Annotated in this window: 18 protein-coding genes and 1 other annotated feature (1 of these 19 cut by a window edge); of the genes, 16 read left to right on the forward strand and 2 right to left on the reverse strand. The window is 38.7% G+C overall.

All coding sequences use genetic code 11. From position 1 onward, the window contains the following. Positions 1-123 precede the first annotated feature (123 nt). The 7 genes from AB1H92_RS06165 (at position 124) to AB1H92_RS06195 (ending at position 5,627) form a co-directional block, all read left to right on the forward strand. A complete protein-coding gene (locus AB1H92_RS06165; RefSeq protein WP_115361461.1) occupies positions 124-345 on the forward strand; it encodes a hypothetical protein in 222 nt (73 codons plus the stop codon). A gap of 265 nt (positions 346-610) precedes the next feature. After that, positions 611-1,216 carry a Holliday junction branch migration protein RuvA gene (gene ruvA / locus AB1H92_RS06170; RefSeq protein WP_115361459.1) on the forward strand — a complete coding sequence of 202 codons (606 nt, stop codon included), beginning with the start codon at positions 611-613 and terminating at the stop codon, positions 1,214-1,216. A gap of 35 nt (positions 1,217-1,251) precedes the next feature. Then, a complete protein-coding gene (ruvB, locus tag AB1H92_RS06175; protein ID WP_115361457.1) occupies positions 1,252-2,262 on the forward strand; it encodes a Holliday junction branch migration DNA helicase RuvB in 1,011 nt (336 codons plus the stop codon). Between the two features lie 22 nt (positions 2,263-2,284). Beyond that, positions 2,285-3,313, forward strand: coding sequence for a tRNA preQ1(34) S-adenosylmethionine ribosyltransferase-isomerase QueA (queA, locus tag AB1H92_RS06180; RefSeq protein ID WP_115361455.1), 1,029 nt, complete (start codon positions 2,285-2,287; stop codon positions 3,311-3,313). A 100-nt stretch (positions 3,314-3,413) separates the two neighbouring features. Continuing rightward, positions 3,414-4,553, forward strand: coding sequence for a tRNA guanosine(34) transglycosylase Tgt (tgt, locus tag AB1H92_RS06185; protein ID WP_115361453.1), 1,140 nt, complete (start codon positions 3,414-3,416; stop codon positions 4,551-4,553). Between the two features lie 40 nt (positions 4,554-4,593). Beyond that, a complete protein-coding gene (gene yajC / locus AB1H92_RS06190; protein ID WP_115361451.1) occupies positions 4,594-4,866 on the forward strand; it encodes a preprotein translocase subunit YajC in 273 nt (90 codons plus the stop codon). 119 nt (positions 4,867-4,985) lie between these two features. Then, positions 4,986-5,627, forward strand: a complete 642-nt coding sequence (locus AB1H92_RS06195; RefSeq protein ID WP_115361449.1) for a DUF421 domain-containing protein — start codon at positions 4,986-4,988, stop codon at positions 5,625-5,627. Here AB1H92_RS06195 and AB1H92_RS06200 read toward each other — a convergent pair. After that, the gene (locus AB1H92_RS06200; protein ID WP_115361447.1) at positions 5,618-7,138 is read right to left on the reverse strand and encodes an oligosaccharide flippase family protein; all 1,521 of its coding nucleotides are present in this window, start codon (positions 7,136-7,138) and stop codon (positions 5,618-5,620) included. The two genes, AB1H92_RS06195 and AB1H92_RS06200, sit on opposite strands and share 10 nt — an antisense overlap. 181 nt (positions 7,139-7,319) lie before the next feature. On the opposite strand from AB1H92_RS06200, the gene glcT reads away from it, so the two are divergent. The 9 genes from glcT (at position 7,320) to dtd (ending at position 19,966) form a co-directional block, all read left to right on the forward strand. Continuing rightward, entirely contained in the window at positions 7,320-8,165 is an 846-nt protein-coding gene (glcT, locus tag AB1H92_RS06205) for a glucose PTS transporter transcription antiterminator GlcT (RefSeq protein WP_115361445.1), read from the forward strand. A gap of 245 nt (positions 8,166-8,410) precedes the next feature. After that, positions 8,411-10,447 carry a glucose-specific PTS transporter subunit IIBC gene (gene ptsG / locus AB1H92_RS06210; RefSeq protein ID WP_115361443.1) on the forward strand — a complete coding sequence of 679 codons (2,037 nt, stop codon included), beginning with the start codon at positions 8,411-8,413 and terminating at the stop codon, positions 10,445-10,447. A 286-nt stretch (positions 10,448-10,733) separates the two neighbouring features. Next, positions 10,734-11,060: a post-transcriptional regulator gene (locus AB1H92_RS06215; RefSeq protein WP_243835734.1), complete on the forward strand. Its 327-nt coding sequence runs from the start codon at positions 10,734-10,736 to the stop codon at positions 11,058-11,060. Between the two features lie 112 nt (positions 11,061-11,172). Then, positions 11,173-13,446: a protein translocase subunit SecDF gene (gene secDF, locus AB1H92_RS06220; RefSeq protein ID WP_115361441.1), complete on the forward strand. Its 2,274-nt coding sequence runs from the start codon at positions 11,173-11,175 to the stop codon at positions 13,444-13,446. Positions 13,447-13,537: 91 nt separating this feature from the next. Then, positions 13,538-13,870 carry a lipopolysaccharide assembly LapA domain-containing protein gene (locus AB1H92_RS06225; RefSeq protein ID WP_115361439.1) on the forward strand — a complete coding sequence of 111 codons (333 nt, stop codon included), beginning with the start codon at positions 13,538-13,540 and terminating at the stop codon, positions 13,868-13,870. A gap of 163 nt (positions 13,871-14,033) precedes the next feature. Continuing rightward, a complete protein-coding gene (gene recJ / locus AB1H92_RS06230; RefSeq protein WP_115361437.1) occupies positions 14,034-16,373 on the forward strand; it encodes a single-stranded-DNA-specific exonuclease RecJ in 2,340 nt (779 codons plus the stop codon). Beyond that, positions 16,373-16,885: an adenine phosphoribosyltransferase gene (locus AB1H92_RS06235; RefSeq protein WP_115361436.1), complete on the forward strand. Its 513-nt coding sequence runs from the start codon at positions 16,373-16,375 to the stop codon at positions 16,883-16,885. Before recJ ends, AB1H92_RS06235 begins: the two co-directional genes overlap by 1 nt. A 424-nt stretch (positions 16,886-17,309) precedes the next feature. Beyond that, positions 17,310-19,508: a bifunctional (p)ppGpp synthetase/guanosine-3',5'-bis(diphosphate) 3'-pyrophosphohydrolase gene (locus tag AB1H92_RS06240; RefSeq protein ID WP_115361434.1), complete on the forward strand. Its 2,199-nt coding sequence runs from the start codon at positions 17,310-17,312 to the stop codon at positions 19,506-19,508. Between the two features lie 17 nt (positions 19,509-19,525). Next, entirely contained in the window at positions 19,526-19,966 is a 441-nt protein-coding gene (gene dtd, locus AB1H92_RS06245) for a D-aminoacyl-tRNA deacylase (RefSeq protein WP_115361432.1), read from the forward strand. A gap of 81 nt (positions 19,967-20,047) precedes the next feature. On the opposite strand, the gene AB1H92_RS06250 is transcribed toward dtd, so the two are convergent. Beyond that, entirely contained in the window at positions 20,048-21,589 is a 1,542-nt protein-coding gene (locus tag AB1H92_RS06250) for an N-acetylmuramoyl-L-alanine amidase (RefSeq protein WP_115361430.1), read from the reverse strand. 116 nt (positions 21,590-21,705) lie between these two features. Next, positions 21,706-21,916: a binding site (T-box leader), on the forward strand (it continues 22 nt past the right edge of the window).

A 21,916-nucleotide genomic window follows, 5' to 3' on the forward strand; every position in this document is an offset into this window, starting at 1 on the left:
TATAAAAATCGTGCAAATTATACAATAGTAAAAGTTGCACGATTTTCGGAGTAATTGTATAATTAAACCATACACACAGTGACAGGTGTGGCAAGTTAAATAATTTAAAAGGAGTGTAAAAAAATGCAGAAACGACAAGGAAAATATCCGAACCAAGCAGATTTTAATCCTTTTATTCAAAGGTCGCTAATGGATGAAGAAAACTCGTACGAACTACCTCTCTCTGATCCTTCAGAAACGCTACCAGCTGATTCATACCAAGCCCGAATAATAAGTCAAGTAGATTTAAGTAAACCCTCCGCTTTTAGTGTAAATAAAAAAATGAATGTAAAATCGAATTTGTAAACTAGTAAATGGGAAGTTAAATGATTAATTAAAAATCTGCCCGCTCTCAAATTGAACAGTTGGGCAGGTTATTATATTGTTGATAGAAATTTAGCCTATTTTGATGACAATTAAATAAACATATTCGAACACCTTTTACTGATAGGTGTTTTTATTATGATTAATTTTCTGAGAAAATGTCGACGTATAATCCAATGGAAACTTTCTCTGTAGAAAGTTCGTTCGTATGGTATACTGAAGGATAGTTAAGTAAGGGGGAAGTTTTTTGTACGATTATATAAAAGGGCATGTGACACGTGTCACGCCAGAATACATAACGCTAGAACAAAATGGGCTTGGATGGTCCATTATGACACCGAATCCATATGCTTTTCATATAACTGACGACATACAACAAGTGTTCACTTATTTACATGTTCGACAAGATGTACAATTACTCTTAGGTTTTAAAACGCTAGAGCAACGTGAACTTTTTAAAAAACTAATTACGGTTTCTGGGATTGGTCCGAAAGGCGCATTAGCTATTTTAGCAAGTGGAATTCCTTCACAGGTTATCAGCGCCATAGAACGTGAAGATGAAGGTTTTCTCGTTCAGTTCCCGGGTGTTGGTAAAAAGACAGCCCGTCAAATGATTCTTGATTTAAAAGGGAAGTTACATGATTTATTTAGTGAAATTGATTTAGAAGAAGAAGGCCATTCGCTATTGACGATGGTGGAAAACGACGCGCTTGACGAAGCGATTTTAGCGCTTGAAGTACTTGGCTATTCACAACGTGAGCTAAATAAAGTGAAGAAAACATTAGAAAAAGAAGAGTTAGATACAGAAGGCTATATGAAACTTGCATTACAATTGTTATTAAAACAAAAATAAAACATATTGTTGTTTGAAGGAAAGGATGGTGTGTGATGGAGGAACGTGTGATTTCAGGGGAAACGACCGACTTTGATTTAGGTTTTGAACAATCGCTTCGACCAGAATTTTTAAATCAATATATCGGACAGATTCAAGTAAAAGATAACCTAAGTATTTTTATCGAGGCAGCTAGAAGACGAAGCGAGAGTTTAGACCATGTTTTACTTTACGGGCCTCCAGGTCTTGGGAAAACGACGTTGGCTAGTGTCATTGCAAATGAAATGAACGTCAATCTCCGTACAACGAGTGGACCTGCAATTGAGCGACCTGGAGATTTAGCAGCAGTTGTTTCCTCGTTAGAGCCGGGGGATGTGTTATTTATTGATGAGATACACAGACTGAACCGGGCAATTGAGGAAGTTCTTTATCCAGCGATGGAAGATTTTTGTCTCGATATTGTAGTTGGAAAAGGGCCTTCAGCACGCTCAGTGCGTCTAGATTTGCCTCCTTTTACACTGATTGGTGCAACAACACGCGCAGGTTCTTTATCGGCGCCATTACGTGACCGGTTTGGCGTACCGTTACGGTTGGAATATTATGAAGTAGAACCATTAACAGAAATTATTCTTCGAAGTGCAGATGTGTTTGACGTCTCTATAGAACCAACTGCGGCAACTGAGCTCGCGAAGCGGTCTCGTGGCACACCACGTATTGCGAATCGACTTCTCCGAAGGGTAAGGGATTATGCGCAAGTGCGTGGAGACGGAAAAATCTCTTTTCAAACTGCGCAAGAAGCATTGGAAATGTTGCAAGTAGACTCACATGGACTGGATCATATCGATCATAAGTTAATTACGGGTATGATTGAACAATTTAGAGGAGGGCCTGTTGGAATTGATACGATTGCAGCAAGTATTGGTGAAGAATCGGTGACGATTGAAGATGTATATGAACCTTACTTATTGCAAATTGGTTTTCTTCAACGGACTCCACGTGGTAGAGTTGTAACGAATTATGCATATGAGCATTTTGGTTATCCATTACCGGGAGATGCTCATCATTGAACAATAAGGTGGCTATTTAAGAATGAATGTAGAAGATTTTGATTTTCACTTACCGGAGCATTTAATCGCGCAAACACCGCTTCAAGACCGAACGGCAAGTCGATTACTCGTTCTCGATAAAGAAACTGGTGAAACGAAGCACCGACAGTTTCCTGATTTTGTGAACGAATTAGAAGCAGGCGATGTACTTGTATTAAATAATACACGTGTTTTACCTGCACGTTTAATTGGTGTAAAAGAAGAAACCGGTGCGGCAATTGAAATATTATTATTAAAGGAAAACGGGGAAGATAAGTGGGAAACGCTTGTTAAACCGGCTAAACGAATTAAAGAGGGAAATGTCGTCTCATTTGGTAATGGTTTATTAAATGCCGAATGTACAGCAGTGTTACCTCAAGGTGGAAGAGAATTTAAGTTTACGTATAATGGCATTTTTTTTGAAATTCTTGATCAATTAGGCGAAATGCCCCTTCCACCCTATATTACTGAAAAGCTAGATGACGAAGAACGATATCAAACGGTCTTTGCGAAAGAAAGAGGGTCTGCAGCCGCACCTACTGCTGGATTACATTTTACCGAAGAGGTTTTACAGCAACTTAAAGAAAAAGGCGTAAAAATTGCTTTTATAACCTTACATGTTGGTTTAGGTACATTTAGGCCGGTCAGTGTTGATACGATAGAAGATCATACGATGCATGCAGAATATTATTCTGTCACAGAGGTAACTGCAAATACAATTAATCAAGCGAAAGCAAGTGGACGGAAAGTAATTGCAGTTGGTACAACATCTGCACGTACACTTGAAACAATCGCTTCAGAAAATGATGGGAAAATCATAGAAGCAAGCGGCTGGACCTCGATTTTTATTTATCCTGGGTATGAATTTCGAATTCTTGACGGACTTCTTACGAATTTTCATTTACCGAAATCAACATTACTCATGCTCGTTTCAGCATTTGCCTCTCAGGAATATATTATGGACGCGTATACATCTGCAGTTGAAAATGAATACCGATTTTTTAGCTTTGGAGATGCGATGTTCATCAAGTGAAATATTCCCTTGTGTCGTGTATGATGCTTGTTAAAGGGTTGTAAAAATCAAATCAAGACTTACTAAATGTTTGAAGCCCAAAGAGAAAGGATTCTGAAGAATGACAGCAATTAGGTACGAACATATTAAAACTTGTAAACAGACCGGTGCGCGTCTTGGAATTGTTCATACGCCGCACGGATCTTTTGAAACACCGGCATTTATGCCAGTCGGCACACAGGCGACAGTAAAAACGATGTCGCCCGAGGAATTAAAAGCGATGGATGCTGGGATTATTTTAAGTAATACGTATCATTTATGGCTTCGTCCAGGACATGATATCGTCAAAGAAGCAGGTGGGCTTCATAAATTTATGAATTGGGACAGACCGATATTAACAGATTCGGGCGGTTTCCAAGTCTTTTCTTTAAGTAAATTTAGGACAATTGAAGAAGAAGGTGTCCACTTTAGACATCATTTGAATGGTAGTAAATTATTTTTGAGTCCTGAAAAAGCAACAGAAATTCAAAATGCACTTGGCGCAGATATTATGATGGCATTTGATGAATGTCCACCGTACCCTGCAACATATGATTATATGAAAGCAAGTGTTGAGCGGACGTCTAGATGGGCAGAACGTTGCTTAAATGCGCACGGACGTCCACATGACCAAGCATTATTTGGTATTGTACAAGGCGGAGAGTTTGAAGCGTTGCGTAAACAGAGTGCGAAAGATTTAATATCAATGGACTTCCCAGGATATGCGATTGGTGGGTTATCCGTTGGTGAATCAAAAGAAGTGATGAATGAAGTACTAGAATTTACAACGCCATTACTTCCAGAAGACAAGCCCCGTTATCTAATGGGAGTTGGTTCCCCACGTTCGCTCATTGATGGTGCAATTCGCGGAGTAGACATGTTTGACTGTGTATTGCCTACGAGAATTGCGCGAAATGGAACATTAATGACAAGTAAAGGTCGCCTCGTTGTCCGTAACGCAACGTATAAACGTGATTACGGTCCTATCGATGAAAACTGCACTTGTTATACTTGCCAAAACTATAGTCGTGCGTATATCCATCATTTAATTCGCGCTGACGAAACTTTTGGACTACGTTTAACGTCTTACCATAACTTGCATTTTCTATTAAATATGATGGAGCAAGTACGTGAAGCGATTCGCCAAGATCGTCTCGGTGATTTTAGAGATGAGTTTTTTGAACAATATGGATTTAACAAACCGAATGCAAAAAACTTTTGAATCTTGTATAATGAATTATGTTTGAAAGGGGGATGATTGAATGGAAGGTTTACTTCAACTTTGGCCATTTGTTGCTATGTTCGCAATTATGTGGTTCTTGCTAATTAGACCAGCTCAAAAGAGACAAAAACAGACAAAAGAAATGCAAAGTTCTTTACAACGCGGAGATACTGTCATTACAATTGGCGGACTTCACGGCACAATTGAGGCAGTTGACGAAACAACTGTGTATTTGAAAGTTGCCGACGGGACAACGCTTCGTTTTGATAGACAAGCTGTTGGACGTGTTACAGAGCAATCAGCAACTGTATAATGTAAGATGCGGTAGTAGAAAAACAGAGGAAACTCTGTTTTTTTACTACCGCTTTTTCTCTACTGAAATCGAAATAAGTTGCACATTATTGGGTATCCTTTTTAAGAAGGAGGATACTCATGAATGATTTACTGATCATCATTTATAGAACGATATTATTTTACATTTTAATATTATTCGTACTACGTATTATGGGAAAGCGAGAAGTTGGTGAATTAGGCATCATCGACGTTGTTGTTTTCTTAATTATGGCTGAAGTAGCTGCATTAGGGCTTGATTCCCCAGAGAAAAATATCTTTGAAGCAATTATACCCATCATCGTCTTACTTGGGATCCAACTCATCTCATCTTACATTTCATTAAAAAGTAAAAAGTTTAGAGATCTTGTGGATGGTGATCCTTCAACACTGATTCGAGATGGTGTAATTATGGAAGAAGAATTGCGTAAACAGCGCTATAATTTGGATGATTTATTTCAACAGTTAAGGGAACAAAAAGTTGGCTCTGTCCGTGACGTGACCTATGCGTTTCTGGAACCATCTGGAAATCTTTCGGTGTTTACAAAAGATGATACACAACCAGCCCTTGCCCTCATTAGTGATGGCATCGTTCAGCCGCGACACCTTAAGTTAATCGGGAAAACAGAAGAGTGGTTGCTTGATGAATTGAAACGGCAAGGGATTCATGATGTAGAGCAGATTTTTTATTGTTCATACGAGAATAAACAGCTTAAATATCAACTGAAAGAGGCTCATCGCTGAAATTTGAGGAGCCTTTTGAAATGCATGAAGTCTCCGTAACGCAATTGTCTTGTCAAAATCAAAATCATAAATAAAAATAAAGTTGTGATGACACATTCCATGATTAAGCCAACATTGCCAACCGGAATAAAGATAGGTCGTATAATGGCTGTTAGTATAAATGAAATGTACGGAAGTGCAAACATGCTAAATCCTGTTGCAGCAGCTTTATTTTTCCGTAAAGTTGCAATATGAAGAAATGAAGTGACAAGTACGCCGAAACCAATTGCTAGTACAGCACCAGTTTCTTGTAATCCTGGCTGAGAGGCTAATACAAACATGACCCCAAGTTTGGCAATCCCGCCATAAACGGAGTTCATCATACCCGCCTTTGCATCACCGGTCGCTTGTAAAATTGAATATAATGGGCTTTGAATATAGTAGAAAAAGAAAACAGGCGCGAGTATCGTCATATAATGGGCACCTTCTGTCACTTGGAACAGTTTTTCCGCGAGTGCTGCTCCGTGTATGAAAAAAACAGCCGCGGCAAATGTACCGGTGATGGCGGATAAACGTAACGCCAAATGAATTCGATTTCGTAATTTCTTTTTATTACTAGAAGCTGCAGCACCACTGACGGCCGGAACAAGTACGACAGAAAGTGCATATGGAATAAAAGATGGAAATAATAAGAGTGGAATGAGCACACCCGAAATAACGCCATATAATGAAGTCGCAGCAATCGCTGTAATACCAGACAAAGTAAGTGCACGCAAGAAAATAATCGGTTCTAAAAACCAAGTGAATGTACCAAATAGTCTACTTCCTGAAGCTGGAAGTGAGATCGATAGAATCGGTTCAAATGGATATAATTTTTTAGCTGATTTGATTGTTTTTCGTTTACGCTTTTGCTGCGAATATTTGAAAAACAAATAGAGGACAGATGCTAATTCCGCAATTAATGTAATGCCCATTGCATAAGCTGCATTCATGGCATTGCTTTCTCCTGAAAAGACGAGCGGCAATAACCATGTAATTAGTGCGATTCTTAATGATTGTTCTATAATTTGTGACCAAGCTGTTTCTTCCATCCGCGCAATCCCTTGAAAATATCCTCGAATTAAACCGCCGATTGCCGAAATGGGCACAATCGCAATCCCAGCATATAATGCGCTTGCTGATGCAGGGTTTCCAAGAAGATTCGTTGCTAAGTAAGGTACGAATAAAATTGAAGTTGGAATGAATGCAAGTGCCGCAAAAAATGTAAGTAAATAAGAAGTTTTCATGACGGACTGGATTTTTTCTTTTTCTCCTTTCACATCCAGTTCCGCAATAACTTTCGCTATCGCAATCGGCACACCGAGCTGTACGAGTGATAAAAAAAAGATGAATGCGGGATAAGCGGTCATGTAGATTCCGACTGCTTCTTCACCAGCGATTCGCATGAATTGAATTCTAAAAACAAAACCAAGTAATTTTGATAAAAAAACTGCGAACATCAGAACAGCTGTCCCACGAATAAATGATTTCAAGTAAAACAACTCCTTCTCAAATCGAACGTCTTAAGGAGAAATGATTTTCTGATGGCGCTACATATGTAGTGCGACCGTATTTTCTCATGCTTAATTGTATGCCCAATCATGAATGTTATTACTTTCTCTTTTTCAAATGCTAGAATACAATAGATTAGAGAAAACTATTGGGGATGAATGAATGACGACATATATAATTGAAAAAGCTTTGAATAATAATGTAATTATTGCAAAATCTGAGGAGGAAGAAGTCGTATTAATTGGCTGTGGAATTGGATTTGGGAAAAAAAAGAATGATAAGATTGCCGAAGAACAAGTAGAGAAAATGTTTGTACTTAAAGACCCGGTGGAACAAGAGCAGTATAAACAATTACTACATACAATTGATGATGAAACATTAAAAACCCTAATCACGGTCGTTGAAATGATTCGAGAAAAATCGGATTCATCTTTAAATGAACATATTCATGTAGCGTTAACTGATCATCTTGTTTTTGCGATACATCGATTGAAAAATGGCATGACAATTCGTAACCCATTCCTGATTGAAACAAAAACATTATATCCTCAAGAATATGGAATCGCGCTGGATGTTACGAAACTGGTCAATAAGAAGCTAGAGATTGACTTACCTGAAGATGAGGTAGGATTTATTGCATTACATATTCATAGCGCAATGGGTGATAAGGAAGTTGGAGAACTCACTGCATACTCAGACTTAATGGTTCAGCTTGTTCAAATCATTGAAGAACAATTTAAAATAACGATCGATAAAGAAAGTCTAGATTATATGCGTTTAATACGTCATATACGTTTTACGATTGAGCGGGTCGTACGTGGCGAGAAAGTAGTAGAGCCGAAAAGAATTAAAGAATTACTTGAGCTAGAATATCCGGTCTATTACAACTTAGCTTGGAAGTTAATTAAAGTGATGCAACAGAAACTTCAGAAAGAGGTATATAACGCTGAAGCAGTTTTTCTAACCTTACATTTACAACGAATTCGGGCGATTCATGAACAGGTGTGAAAGAAGATGTATGCGTTTGCATTCATTCGAATTTTATGCTAGTATAATAGTACAAAGTCATCGGACTAAATATATGCAATAATTATCTTCATACGTGTTACTGTATTCGATCAGGCATGAGTAGAAGGTGAAATGTTGAAAGTTTAGGGAGAACCTTAAGCTTATTTCAACATACACCTTATACTCATGCCTTTTTATATTGATTTTTAATTCGATGACCTAAAATGTAAATTGGAGGAATGACAATGTTTAAAAGAGCTTTTGGCGTCTTACAAAAAGTTGGGCAAGCTTTGATGTTACCAGTTGCTCTGTTGCCTGCTGCGGGTTTATTGCTCGGAATTGGGAATGCAATGCAGCAAGAAACAATGCTCGGTAAAATGCCGTTTTTGTCAGCTGATTGGATTCAACTGACCGCGATGGTGATGGAGGATGCGGGAGGCATTGTCTTTGCAAACTTGGCGCTGATCTTCGCGATAGGTGTTGCGATTGGGCTAGCAAGAGACGGTGCTGCAGCATTAGCAGCTTTAGTTGGTTATTTAATATTAAATCAAGTCATGAGTTCATGGTTAGGAACGACGATGGACATGGTAGCGGAAGATCCAAGTTATGGGATGGTACTTGGAATTCCAACTTTGCAAACGGGGGTATTTGGCGGAATTATTGTCGGGTTAATTGCCGCGGCATGTTTCAATAAATTTCATGATATTGAAATGCCTTCTTTCCTAGGTTTCTTCGCAGGAAAGCGCTTTGTTCCAATTGTTACCGCAGGGGCTTCATTTGTTGCAGGACTTATCCTGCTCGTCATTTGGCCGCCTGTCCAAACAGGGATGAACAATGCATCATTATGGCTAATGAGTGAGGGAACATATATTGCGGTGTTCTTCTTTGGGTTTATTAAACGATTACTAATCCCATTCGGGTTGCACCATATTTACCACGCGCCATTTTGGTATGAATTTGGTTCCTATACGACGAGTGCTGGAGCAATCGTTCGCGGAGATATGACAATTTTCTTTGCACAGTTAAGAGATAATGTGGAATTAACAGCGGGACATTTCATGGCTGGAGAATTCCCAATTATGATGTTCGGTTTACCGGCGGCAGCGCTTGCAATGTATCATGCTGCACGTCCTGAGAAAAAGAAGTTAGTCGCTGGATTATTTATTTCAGGTGCACTAACATCTTTCTTAACAGGAATTACAGAACCGCTTGAATTCAGTTTCTTATTTTTATCACCAATCCTTTTCTTCATTCACGCAGTATTGGACGGACTATCATTTGTATTAATGACCTATTTTGATGTCCATATTGGGTACACGTTTTCTGGTGGTGCAATAGACTTCTTCTTATTCGGTATTTTACCAGGTAAAGAAGCCTGGTGGATTACAATCATATTAGGATTAGTCTTTGCGGTTATTTACTACTTCTTATTCCGTTTTATGATTAATAAATTTAATTTAATGACTCCTGGTCGTGAAGCTGATGAGGAAGAAGAAATAGACGGTGATGCAAGTTCTAGCGGAAATGGTGACCTCGCAGTCAATATCTTGGAAGCGATGGGCGGCCAGCAAAATATTGCTAACTTAGATGCTTGTATTACGAGATTACGTGTTTCAGTAAATGATGTATCGAGAGTAAAGAAAAAAGAGTTAGAAAGATTAGGAGCGGCAGGTGTCCTAGAAGTTGGGAATAACATTCAAGCAATTTTTGGACCACGCTCTGAAATTATAAAAGGACAAATGCAAGATGTGATGAGTGGGAAACGCCCACGCACAGTGGTAGAGGAGCAGCCAAGTACTGTTGCAACTACTCCAAAAAACGAAGAGGAAGAGGTTTTTGTTTCTCCAATAAAAGGTGAAGTAACGCCACTGTCAGAAGTTCCGGATCAAGTATTTTCACAAAAAATGATGGGGGACGGTTTTGCGATTAAGCCGACTGAAGGAACTGTCGTCTCACCTGTAAATGGAACGATTGTTACATTCTTCCCAACCAAACATGCAATTGGCATTCAATCTGATGCAGGAAGAGAAATCCTTATCCACGTTGGAATTGACACAGTTAATCTAGAAGGAAAAGGTTTCGAAGCGCTTGTTGAACAAGGAGAAAAAGTGAAAATAGGTCAACCGTTATTAAAGGTGGATATTGATTATATTGAAAAACAGGCAACATCCATCATGACACCAATTATATTCACAAATCTTTTTGAGGGCGAATCAGTGGTTATCAATAAGATGGGATCGGTTGAATTAAAAGAAGAACATATTGTCCGTATCGAAAAATAATAGATTGTTATTGGGCTCGATTGAAAAGCTGTTCACAGTCAAGGTTTGGCTGATGAACAGCTTTTCTTTATGATTTAGTTTATCTGAATGGTGCACAAACCCAAGAAAAGTTCATTCATGTTTGAATAACTTACTCATCATTGGATTTAGAAAATCCCGGATAAAAAGGTTCACACAATAAATGTTTTATTTTTATTATCATTTATGCCATGTTCCGTCGTTATTTGATATACTACTGTATATGCGGAAAAGGTTGGACAGTTGACCGTTTAGGAAAGGGTTGGAAATGATGGGGACTAATTTCGGAGAAACATTTACAAATTTGCTTCCTGCTCTTGAAAGTAAAAGAAATGAGTTTATGTTGTATGGCTATACAACCGTGACAAAAGAAGATATTTGGGTGTATTGCCTACGAAAAGTTTGGCGTGGGAAAAACGTAGAAGAAATGCCTGTACATAAAATTGCGAATGATATTTTACAAATATCGCCGGCTGCATTTATGACGTTTACTCAAATTGAAGCCCAGCGAGATGCCGACTGGTTTTCTGATTTGAATTCAGATGAATTACAAATGCTCCTAGGTCCGCGAAATGAAAACGATGCTGAATCATAACCAAAACCACCCCATTTGATACAGTTTTTGTCGTGTTATATAATGGGATTGTTATGCGTAGCTGTCTTTCTTTATGATTGGTCAAGCTACACAAAGAGGAGGAAATTTATTTATGAAAATTAGAGGGCGTATCGTTTCGTTTTTGCTCTTGCTCGTCTTATTTGCAGGAACGATCGGTACGACAATCAATCCAATATTAAAAGATGTGAAACTTGGGCTCGACTTGCAAGGTGGTTTTGAAGTCCTTTATCAAGTTAAACCGCTGAAAGACGATGGCCAAGAAATCACTGAAAGTATGGTCGTTGACACCGCAGGAGCGTTATCCAAAAGAATCGACGTACTCGGTGTAAGTGAACCGAATATTCAAGTAGAATCGAATAACCGGATTCGTGTGCAGCTTGCTGGTGTTGAAGACCAAGAAAGTGCAAGGGCACTCCTTTCGACCCAGGCAAACTTAACGTTTCGAGATGCAGATGATAACTTAATTCTCGATGGCAGTGACTTGAAAGAAGGAAAAGCAAAAGGAGATTTTGGTGAAAGTGGTGCTCCAGTTGTTACGTTAGAAATGAAAGATCCGAATAAATTTGGTGAAGTGACTGCTGAAATATCTAAAAAGCTTCCTCCTGAAAATGTTCTTGTCATTTGGTTGGACTTTGAAGAGGGTGTCGATTCTTATAAAGAAGAAATCATGAAGCCAGATCCGGCATTTGTTTCTGCGCCGCGAGTAACAAAGCCTATCCATTCTTCAAATGTCGAAATATCCGGTAGCTTTACTGTTGAGGAAACGAAAGAGCTTGCGGGCATTTTAAACGCCGGTGCGCTACCCGTTCAACTAGAAGAAATTTACTCGACTTCTGTCGGCGCACAATTTGGAGAACAAGCATTGAATAAAACGATTCTTGCCGGGATTATCGGGATTGCTTTAGTCTTTATTTTTATGCTAGTTTATTACCGACTACCTGGTTTAATAGCGGTTATTACGTTATCTGTTTATATTTATTTAATTTTACTCGTCTTTACGAAAATCAATGGTGTATTGACGTTGCCAGGTATCGCGGCATTAATGCTCGGCGTAGGAATGGCGGTCGATGCCAATATCTTAACGTATGAACGTATCCGGGAAGAGTTACGTGTTGGGAAAAGTATAAAGTCATCTTTTGATGCGGGTGCTAAATCTTCATTCACCGCTATACTAGATGCAAATATTACAACGCTTCTTGCCGCAGTCGTACTGTTTATTTTCGGTACAAGTTCTGTAAAAGGGTTTGCAATGATGTTAATGATTAGTATTTTGGTGAGCTTTATTACAGCGGTTTGGGGCTCAAGACTATTACTCGGCTTACTTGTAAAAAGCGAAATACTAGATGGGAAACCGGGTTTATTCGGAATTTCGAAGAAGCGAATCCATCCTGCATACGAGGAAGTAGATACACTTGATTTAACTACTAAGTTTGACCGATTTGATTTCGTAGAGAGTCGAAAGAGGTTTTTTGCGTTATCAGCCATTTTGCTGATTTCGGGTGCTATCGTGTTAGGGATATTCAAATTGAATTTAGGCATTGATTTTTCGAGTGGTACACGAGTAGAAGTGCTTTCCGACCAGGCTTTATCAGCGGATAAAATAGAAGAGTATGTAGACTCAATCGGTTACCCAACTTCTGATATCGTCATTTCAGGAGAGGATAAAAATATTGGTGTCATTCGTTACGCAGATGAATTTTCGCAAGATGAAATCAATACATTAAAGTCAAATCTTGCTGAACATTACGGTGCTGAACCGAATGTTAGTACTGTATCACCAACTGTAGGGAAAGAACTTGTGAAAAATGCCATTTATGCACTTGCTTTTGCAGCGATTGGCATTATCATATACGTTGCGTTTCGTTTTGAATGGCGAATGGGACTTGCTTCGATCATTGGCTTACTGCATGATGCCTTTTTCATGGTGGCAGTTTTTAGTATTTTACGACTTGAAGTAGATATTACATTTGTAGCGGCGGTATTAACGATTATCGGTTACTCCATCAACGATACGATTGTTACATTTGACCGAATTCGTGAAAATATGAATCGCCGTAAAGAAATCAAAGATGCGAAAGAATTGGCAGACATTGTGAATAAATCACTTAGACAAACGTTAACACGTTCCGTAAACACTGTTTTAACAGTTATCTTTGTCGTCGTTGCACTCATGTTATTAGGGGCAGAGTCGATTCAAAACTTCTCGATTGCCTTGTTAATTGGTTTAATTGCCGGAACTTATTCATCTATTTTCATTTCTGCGCAAATTTGGTACAACTTGAAGAAGCGTGAGATGCAAGAAAAAGGTTCAATTAAAATTGATAAAGAGAAAAAACAATGGGGCTCTGATGAACCGGTTGTTTAATGGATTAACAATTTTAAAATACGTTTCACTACATGGAAACACAGGGTATACAACTTGTATATCTTGTGTTTTTTAAGGGAGGAAAAGAGAAATGAAATTTCAATGGACTTGGATAGTTGGCCTTTTATTTGCTGTTATAATTGCAGTATTTTCCGTGATCAATGTTGAGGCTGTTCCTGTGAATTATGTATTTGGAACTGCAGAATGGCCGCTTGTTCTCGTTATTTTAGGTTCTGCATTACTTGGGGCGGCAGTCAGTGGCATAGTCGCCTTATTTCGTTCAGTTGCGGGTAAGCATCAAGTTAAAGAGTTATTAAAAGATGTGAATGCAAAAGAGTTATTAATTGCAGCTCAGCAAAATGAAATCGCTGAGTTACAAAAACAAATCCCTCGGAAAAAAGAACGAGTAAAAGAACAGCTTTAAATTGCTGTACAAAAAAGCATTGCTTTTCATTTATCTAAAGCAATGCTTTTTTGTTTGGAATAGGACGTCTCGATACTCTTTTACTTTTCGTTTAGAAAATGTTTCTCGTTTTCTTTAAGATAACGCAAGCATCCGTTACAATAGAAAGGAGGATGTGAACAGCTTGATAGAATCAATGAAGAAATGGTTGATTGAGAGACCTGATGAAAAATTAGTAGATCATTTTACAGAAGAACTAAATATTTCTACTGTCCATGCTAAAATATTAATTTCAAGAGGAATCACGAATATAAATGAGGCAAAAGACTTTTTAAACACGGATGAAACTGCTTTACATGACCCTTTTTTATTCCATCAAATGGACCATGCAGTGAATCTGATTAAAAATGCGATACACCAGAATAAAAAAATTGCTATTTATGGCGACTATGATTGTGATGGTGTCACTAGTATTACCGTTTTAATGACCGCTTTAGAGCGTCTTGGTGCCGATGTCTTTTTCGTCATTCCGAATCGATTTGAACACGGATATGGTCCACATAAAGATTTATTTCAAGAAATTTATGAAGCAGGCGCATCGATGATTATTACGGTAGATAACGGTGTGTCCGGAATTGATGAAATTGCTTTTGCGAAGACACTTGGAATGGAAGTTATTATAACGGACCATCATGAAGCTGGAAAAGTTTGGCCAGCAGCGGACGCGACCCTTCATCCACGACATCCTGAAGGGCAATATCCTATCCCGGATTTGGCAGGGGTAGGGGTGGCATTTAAACTAGCTTGCGCATTGTTAGGAGAGGTGCCAAAAGATTTATTGGAAATCGTTGCAATTGGAACAGTTGCTGATTTAGTATCTCTGCGCGGAGAAAATCGTTATTTCGTTAAAAAAGGAATTGAATTGATGCGAAAATCACGGCGACCTGGCATACAAGCATTGGCCAAAGTTGCAGGAACCGCACAAGACCAATTAACAGAAGAATCTATAGGGTTTATGATAGGACCGCGTTTGAACGCACCAGGACGACTCGGAGACGCTGCATCTGCAGTGGAATTATTGAAAACAGAAGATGGCTTTATCGCAACAGGTCTTGCAGAAGAACTTGATGATTATAACAAAGAACGTCAAGGGATTGTTTCTACGATTACTAAAGAAGCGGAAGCAATGGTTCAAAAAATGTATGGCAACGAAATTCCAGCTGTATTTGTTCTTGCAAAAGAAGGATGGAATCCAGGTGTTGTAGGGATAGTTGCTTCTAGACTGACGGATAAATATTATCGTCCTGCTATTGTTCTTTCATTAGATGATAATACTGGCATGGCAAAAGGCTCTGCTAGAAGTATTGAAGGATTTAATATGTATGAGGAACTTTCGAAAAATGCTGATCTATTAACGCATTTTGGTGGACATCCAGTAGCAGCAGGTTTGTCGCTGGAAATGGATCATGTCGCTCTATTACGCGAACGTTTAATTGAACAAGCTGAAGCTACTATGACGCAAGAACAGTTCATCCCAAAATTGGCGATCGATTTGCCACTCTCATTAGATGAAATCGATGTCAATACTTTACAATCACTTGATTTACTACGACCATTCGGGATGGATTTTGAAAAGCCGACTTATTTAATTGAAAACATCTCTGCTGCTTCGATACGAAAAATTGGCGCTGCACGCAATCACTTAAAGGTAGAGTTGACGGATGGTACAGAAAAACTTGATGCAATTGGTTTTGGGTTAGGGGAGCTTGCGGATCATATAAGTCCAGGCATTCAATTTTCAATCGTTGGGGATCTTCAAATAAATGAATGGAATGGCAATAAAAAGCCACAATTATTAGTAGAGGACATTCATTCAAATGAGTGGCAGTTATTTGATTTGCGCGGGATTCGAGAAGTCTCTCGTTGGATACATACTGTGCCTACAACGAAATCAACATTTTTTGCATTCCAAGAAAGAACGATAAAACAATTACGCTCTGCAATGAATGGACATACAATTCAATTATACGGCGAACATCATCTACCAACAAAAGAGTCGCTTATCTTACTTGATTTGCCGAATGATTCAACACAATTAAAAGAAGTAGTGAAAGAAAGTGAGCCTAGCCGAATTTACGCTCATTTCTACGTACCTGAATCGACTTATTTTGACGCAATTCCTGGACGTGAACAGTTTGGTTGGTACTATAGCTTCCTTAAAAGTCGAGGCAGTTTCGATTTGAAAACAAACGGTGAAAAGCTAGCACAACATAAAGGTTGGAAAAATGATATCGTTTTTTTCATGTCAGAGGTGTTTTCTGATTTAGGATTTGTTAAGATTGAAGATGGTGTCATTACGATGATGGAAACGAATGAAAAAAGAGATTTAACTGAAGCGCCTACGTACAAAGCACGTAAGCGTAAAATGGAACTAGAGAAGAAATTACTGTATGCACCATATAATGAATTGAAGCGATGGTTTGACGACATACGTTGTGGAACGATCGATAGGGAGGAACAATAATGAATTTAAAAGACTATGTAACGGTTGTGCCGGATTATCCAAAGGAAGGCATTACCTTTAAAGATATTACAACGATTATGGATAATGGAAAAGCCTATAAACATGCAACGGATGAAATTGTAAAGTACGCGAAAGAATTAGATACCGATATTATTGTTGGACCTGAAGCGAGAGGTTTTATTATCGGATGTCCAGTAGCATATGCGTTAGAGATTGGGTTTGCACCTGTCCGTAAACCGGGAAAACTCCCACGTGAAACGGTTAGTGTTGATTACGACCTAGAATATGGTCAAGATACGCTGACGATTCATAAAGATGCGATTAAGCCAGGTCAAAGGGTTCTAATCGTAGATGATTTATTGGCGACAGGCGGTACGATTGGTGCTACTATCGCGCTCGTTGAAAAACTTGGCGGTATTGTTGTTGGTTGTGCATTTATCATCGAGCTATCTTATTTAAATGGACGAGACAAGCTAAAAGGCTACGATATGCGCGCGCTCATTACGTACTAATTTGAATAAAAAAACTTGAAAGAAACTGACCATGCATTCCCCTCCTAAAGCTTTATTTTGGGAGGGAAAGCGGTCTTTTTTGTTTTATTATTTTGTCCATGTGGTCTGATGAAGAATAAAGTAGTGGAAATAGGACTGCCAGGCAAAAAGAAACATAACATATCTTGTCTTTTCAAAACCTTGGTTTTTGCATCTTCTTCTTGAAAAGCTTATGATAGAGAGAAGGGGCATTTTTCAAAATATTAATTTGTTTTGTGAAGATGTCTTTGTTAAGATTAAAAACAGCACAGTTATCGATCGTACTTTATCATAGAATAAACTTATAATGGCAATGGGATTTTTGTTTACTTAGGAAATACTTTTCTTTTAAGTGAGTCTTATTTACTAAAGACACTAAAGTCCCGATTTGAAAGGAGCTTTACATATGGCGAAGGATAAGGATATGACTGCTGAAGATATTTTCACACTCGTCTCTTCGTATATGAATGATGAACATGTAGATTTCGTAAAAAAAGCATATGAAGCAGCGAAATCTGCGCACGAGGGACAATATAGAAGCTCAGGCGAAGCATATATCCTTCACCCGGTTCAAGTTGCAGGCATTCTTGCGGAGTTACAAATGGATCCAGCTACGGTTGCAGCAGGATTTCTTCATGATGTGGTAGAAGATACTGAAGTTGGTAGGGACGATATTATTGAAGAATTCGGCGAAGAGGTTGCGATGCTTGTCGATGGCGTGACAAAGTTAGAAAGACTTAAATATAGGTCGAAAGAAGAAAAACAAGCTGAAAACCACCGGAAGATGTTCGTGGCGATGGCTCAAGATATTCGAGTTATTTTAATCAAGCTTGCTGACCGTTTACATAATATGCGAACGTTAAGACATGTTTCAGTTGAAAAACAACGCCGTGTTTCAGCGGAAACGTTAGAAATATTTGCTCCTCTAGCGCACCGACTAGGAATTTCAACAATAAAGTGGGAATTAGAAGATATCGCGCTACGCTATTTAAAACCACAGCAATATTACCGTATCGTCAACATGATGAAACAAAAAAGAGTAGAGCGGGAAGATTACTTAGAAGATTTAATGGACCAAATGAAAACGGAAATTAATAAAATGAATATCGAGGCAGATTTATCGGGCCGTCCAAAGCATTTATATTCTATCTATCGAAAAATGGTTTTACAAGAAAAGGAATTTGAAGAAATCTATGATTTATTAGCGGTTCGAATCATTGTGAAAAGTATTAAAGATTGTTATGCCGTTCTGGGAATTATTCATACGTTATGGAAACCGATGCCTGGCAGATTTAAAGATTATATCGCAATGGCGAAACAAAATTTATACCAATCACTCCATACGACCGTTGTAGGTCCTGGTGGAGACCCTTTAGAAGTGCAAATCCGTACTGAAGAAATGCATAAAATCGCCGAATACGGGGTTGCGGCACATTGGGCTTATAAAGAAGGGAAAAGTGCGAGTAATAATCCAAAAGATATTGATTCAAAACTGACGTGGTTTAGAGAAATTTTAGAGTTCCAAAATGAATCATCCGATGCCGAAGAATTCATGGAATCATTGAAGTTCGATTTATTCTCAGATATGATTTACGTCTTTACGCCACAAAGTGATGTTATCGAGTTACCGGCTGGATCAGTACCAATTGACTTTGCTTATCGCGTACATTCTGAAGTAGGTAACCGAACGATTGGTGCAAAAGTGAATGGGAAAATGGTACCGCTGGATACTGAATTACATACCGGTGATATTATTGAAATATTAACATCCAATAACTCTTTTGGTCCAAGCAGAGATTGGCTGAAAATTGCTCATTCCTCTCAAGCGAAAAATAAAATTCGACAATTTTTCAAAAAACAATTGCGCCAGGAGAATATTGAAAAAGGTCGCGAAATGATTGAGAAAGAAATCCGTGACCAAGATTTTGCGGTCAAAGATATATACACGACGAGTAACATTTCCAGAGTCTGTGACAAGTTTAATTTCGCATCAGAGGAAGATATGTGTGCAGCCGTTGGGTTTAATGGAATTACGGCAGAGCAAGTTGTGAATCGTCTAGCTGAAAAACTCAAAAGAGAACGTGTAGAACAAGACAAAATTAATAAAATCGTAACAGATATGCAAACGAATCAGCCTACTCGGGTAACGGAGTCTGGCGTTATTGTAAAAGATATCGATAATTTATTAATCCGATTGTCTAAATGCTGCAACCCAGTTCCTGGAGATGATATCGTTGGTTTTATTACGAAAGGACGAGGCGTTTCCGTCCACCGTGCTGATTGTCCAAACGTCCAACATACGAGAGAAGAGGATAATCGACTCATTGATGTCGAATGGGCAGTGGGACGAACGGATGACCGTAAAGAGTTTCAAGTGGATATAGAAATTTCTGCTTTTGATCGTCATGGTTTATTAAATGAAGTCATGATGGTTGTTGCGGAAACGAAAACAACGATGGTCGCGGTAAGTGGCAAAGCGGATAAGGAAAATATCGCAAAAATTAATATGTCAATAAAAATTAAAAACATCGCTCATTTGCATAGAATTGTGGATCGCATTAAACAAGTGCGCGATATTTATTCTGTAGAGCGCGTAATTAATTAAAGAAGGATGAAGGATAAATGAGAGTCGTATTACAACGAACAGGTCCTGCCAATGTCAAAGTTGACGGGGAAGTGACTGGAGCGATTGACAAAGGGTATGTATTACTCGTAGGGATTACACATTCCGATAGCGAAGAAGATGTGTCTTATGTTGCCAAGAAAATTTCCAACCTTCGATTATGGGAAGATGAAGAAGGAAAAATGAATAATTCTATCTTAGAAGTTGGTGGGGACATTCTATCCGTGTCACAATTTACTTTGTATGGGGATACTGCAAAAGGGCGACGTCCAAGCTTTATCGACGCAGCCCGTCCTGAACAAGCTGAACCTTTATGGATCCTATTTAATGAAAAGTTAAAAGAACAAGGACTGAATGTTGAAACAGGTGTATTCGGAGCAATGATGGATGTTGAACTCGTGAATGATGGACCTGTGACAATTATTGTTGAGTCAAAATAATAAATTAAAAATCCTTAAGCGGCCAAATATCGCTTAAGGATTTTTAAATACATTATTGTTTCTTCATAAAGGATACGCACTTCATCGACCGTTCATATCGAAATAATTCAAAATCCCTTTATATATTCCGTATGTTGCTTGGTCGCGATAGCGGTTGCTGTCTATTGTTCGCTCTTCTGATGGATTTGATAAAAAACCAAGTTCAACGAGCACAGCGTTTTGTTTGTTCTCGCGCAGTACATAATAATTTCCCGGTTGAGCACCACGGTTTCTAAGTGCAATGCTAGATTGAAGACCGTTACTAATGGATTTTGCTAGCGCCGCTTGGTTACGATATTGATAATACGTTGTAAAACCTGAAATAGATGTGTCAGGGTTTGCGTCATAATGGATGCTAATAAAAGCATCTGCATTATTCTGTTGACTAATCATAACTCTCTTTTGCAACGACACGTAATGATCGGAATTTCTTGTTAGATGGACAGTGGCTCCGGCCGCTTGAAGTTTGGCAACGAGCATTTCAGCCGTCTTCAGCGTAAGTGTCTTTTCTAATGTACCTCTAGCGCCGGTTGTACCTCTATCATTTCCGCCATGTCCTGGATCTACTATAATCGTCAGCCCTGTAAGTGTACCAGGCTCTCGTTTAGGTTTATTGATTGTAGATGTAGGTGTTAGTTTATCTTCCTCAATGGAGACGACCCATTTCGCGATGAACGCAGATTGTCCATTCGGCAAAGTAACTTCATACCAATCTCCATGTTCTTCTTTAATGGAAAACTGTTCACCAGCATTTGCTCGGCTGACAATGGATGAAGAGGTTGTTGCAGATTCCCTAATATTTGTTCCGTTTGTAAGAACAGTCACTTTTCGGTTTTTTTCATAGGACTTTGATTGTGAAGCTTTTTTGTGTGTAAGTTCTCCGTGAAAAGAATAAACCCATCCAACTTTTTTGTCATCAATTTTTAATTGTACCCAATTCCCTTCGATCTGTTGAACAGGATACGTTTCACCTTTATGTATTGTACTAATTTTCTTGGACGACAAGCCTGCTTTCTTTCTAACGTTTAACGCATCAACTAAAACAGTAAACGACTCAAAGTTATCATAGGTTTGCGGTTGCTCTACTGACTTTTCCTGTTTGACTGTTACTTCAGAAATAAACTGTTGATGTACCCAACCTTTCGTACCGTGAAATTGTGCATACACCCATTCGCCTTCACGGCTGATTAGTGTTGCTTTATCTCCCGCGTTCATTCGTGTTAAAATAGGTGCATTCACAGATGGACTTGCTCGAAAGTTTAATGCGTCTGTTTGAGAGACAATTTCTGTTAGTTCATTAGGACGCTGATTGTTTGTAGTGGTTAGCCAGGAAGCAATCCAGCCCGTTCGTCCTTTATAGTTTACTTTCAGCCAATCATCTGAAGTTGAGATGATTTCAACTTGTTCGCCGCGTTTTAAGGAATCGATTACATCGTAGGAAAGACCAGGGCCTGTGCGTACATTGAGCGAGTTCACTGCCACGGCTGTTCCATTTGGCTGTGCGTTCGTCTTCATTTCACTTGTAATAAAAGTAAGGGTAAAAATAAATGCAAGGGCCAATAGCGCGATTCTTTTTATTTTCATTTAATCAACTCCTTTAAAATTCATTATAAGACAATCCAAACCATAAAACTACATTATTTGCGAAAAGGTTGACATGACACAATATAATTATTAAGATGAAGTGTAACTAACTATAAAATTTGCTGAAGACGTGGAGAGTAATGATAAATCTGTTTGTTCAGAGAGGGATGGACGTGGCTGAAATCCAACCTACAAACAATTATGATGAACAACACCACCGAGGCTCTTTATCGAAAGCATGAAATGATGAGTAGGTAAAGACGGAATCGGCCGTTATCCGAATACGAGTGGGCGTATAATACGCCAATTAGGGTGGAACCGCGGAAG

Origin of the sequence: Sporosarcina pasteurii, from assembly GCF_041295575.1 — a bacterium.
Classification (GTDB): Bacteria; Bacillota; Bacilli; order Bacillales_A; family Planococcaceae; genus Sporosarcina; species Sporosarcina pasteurii.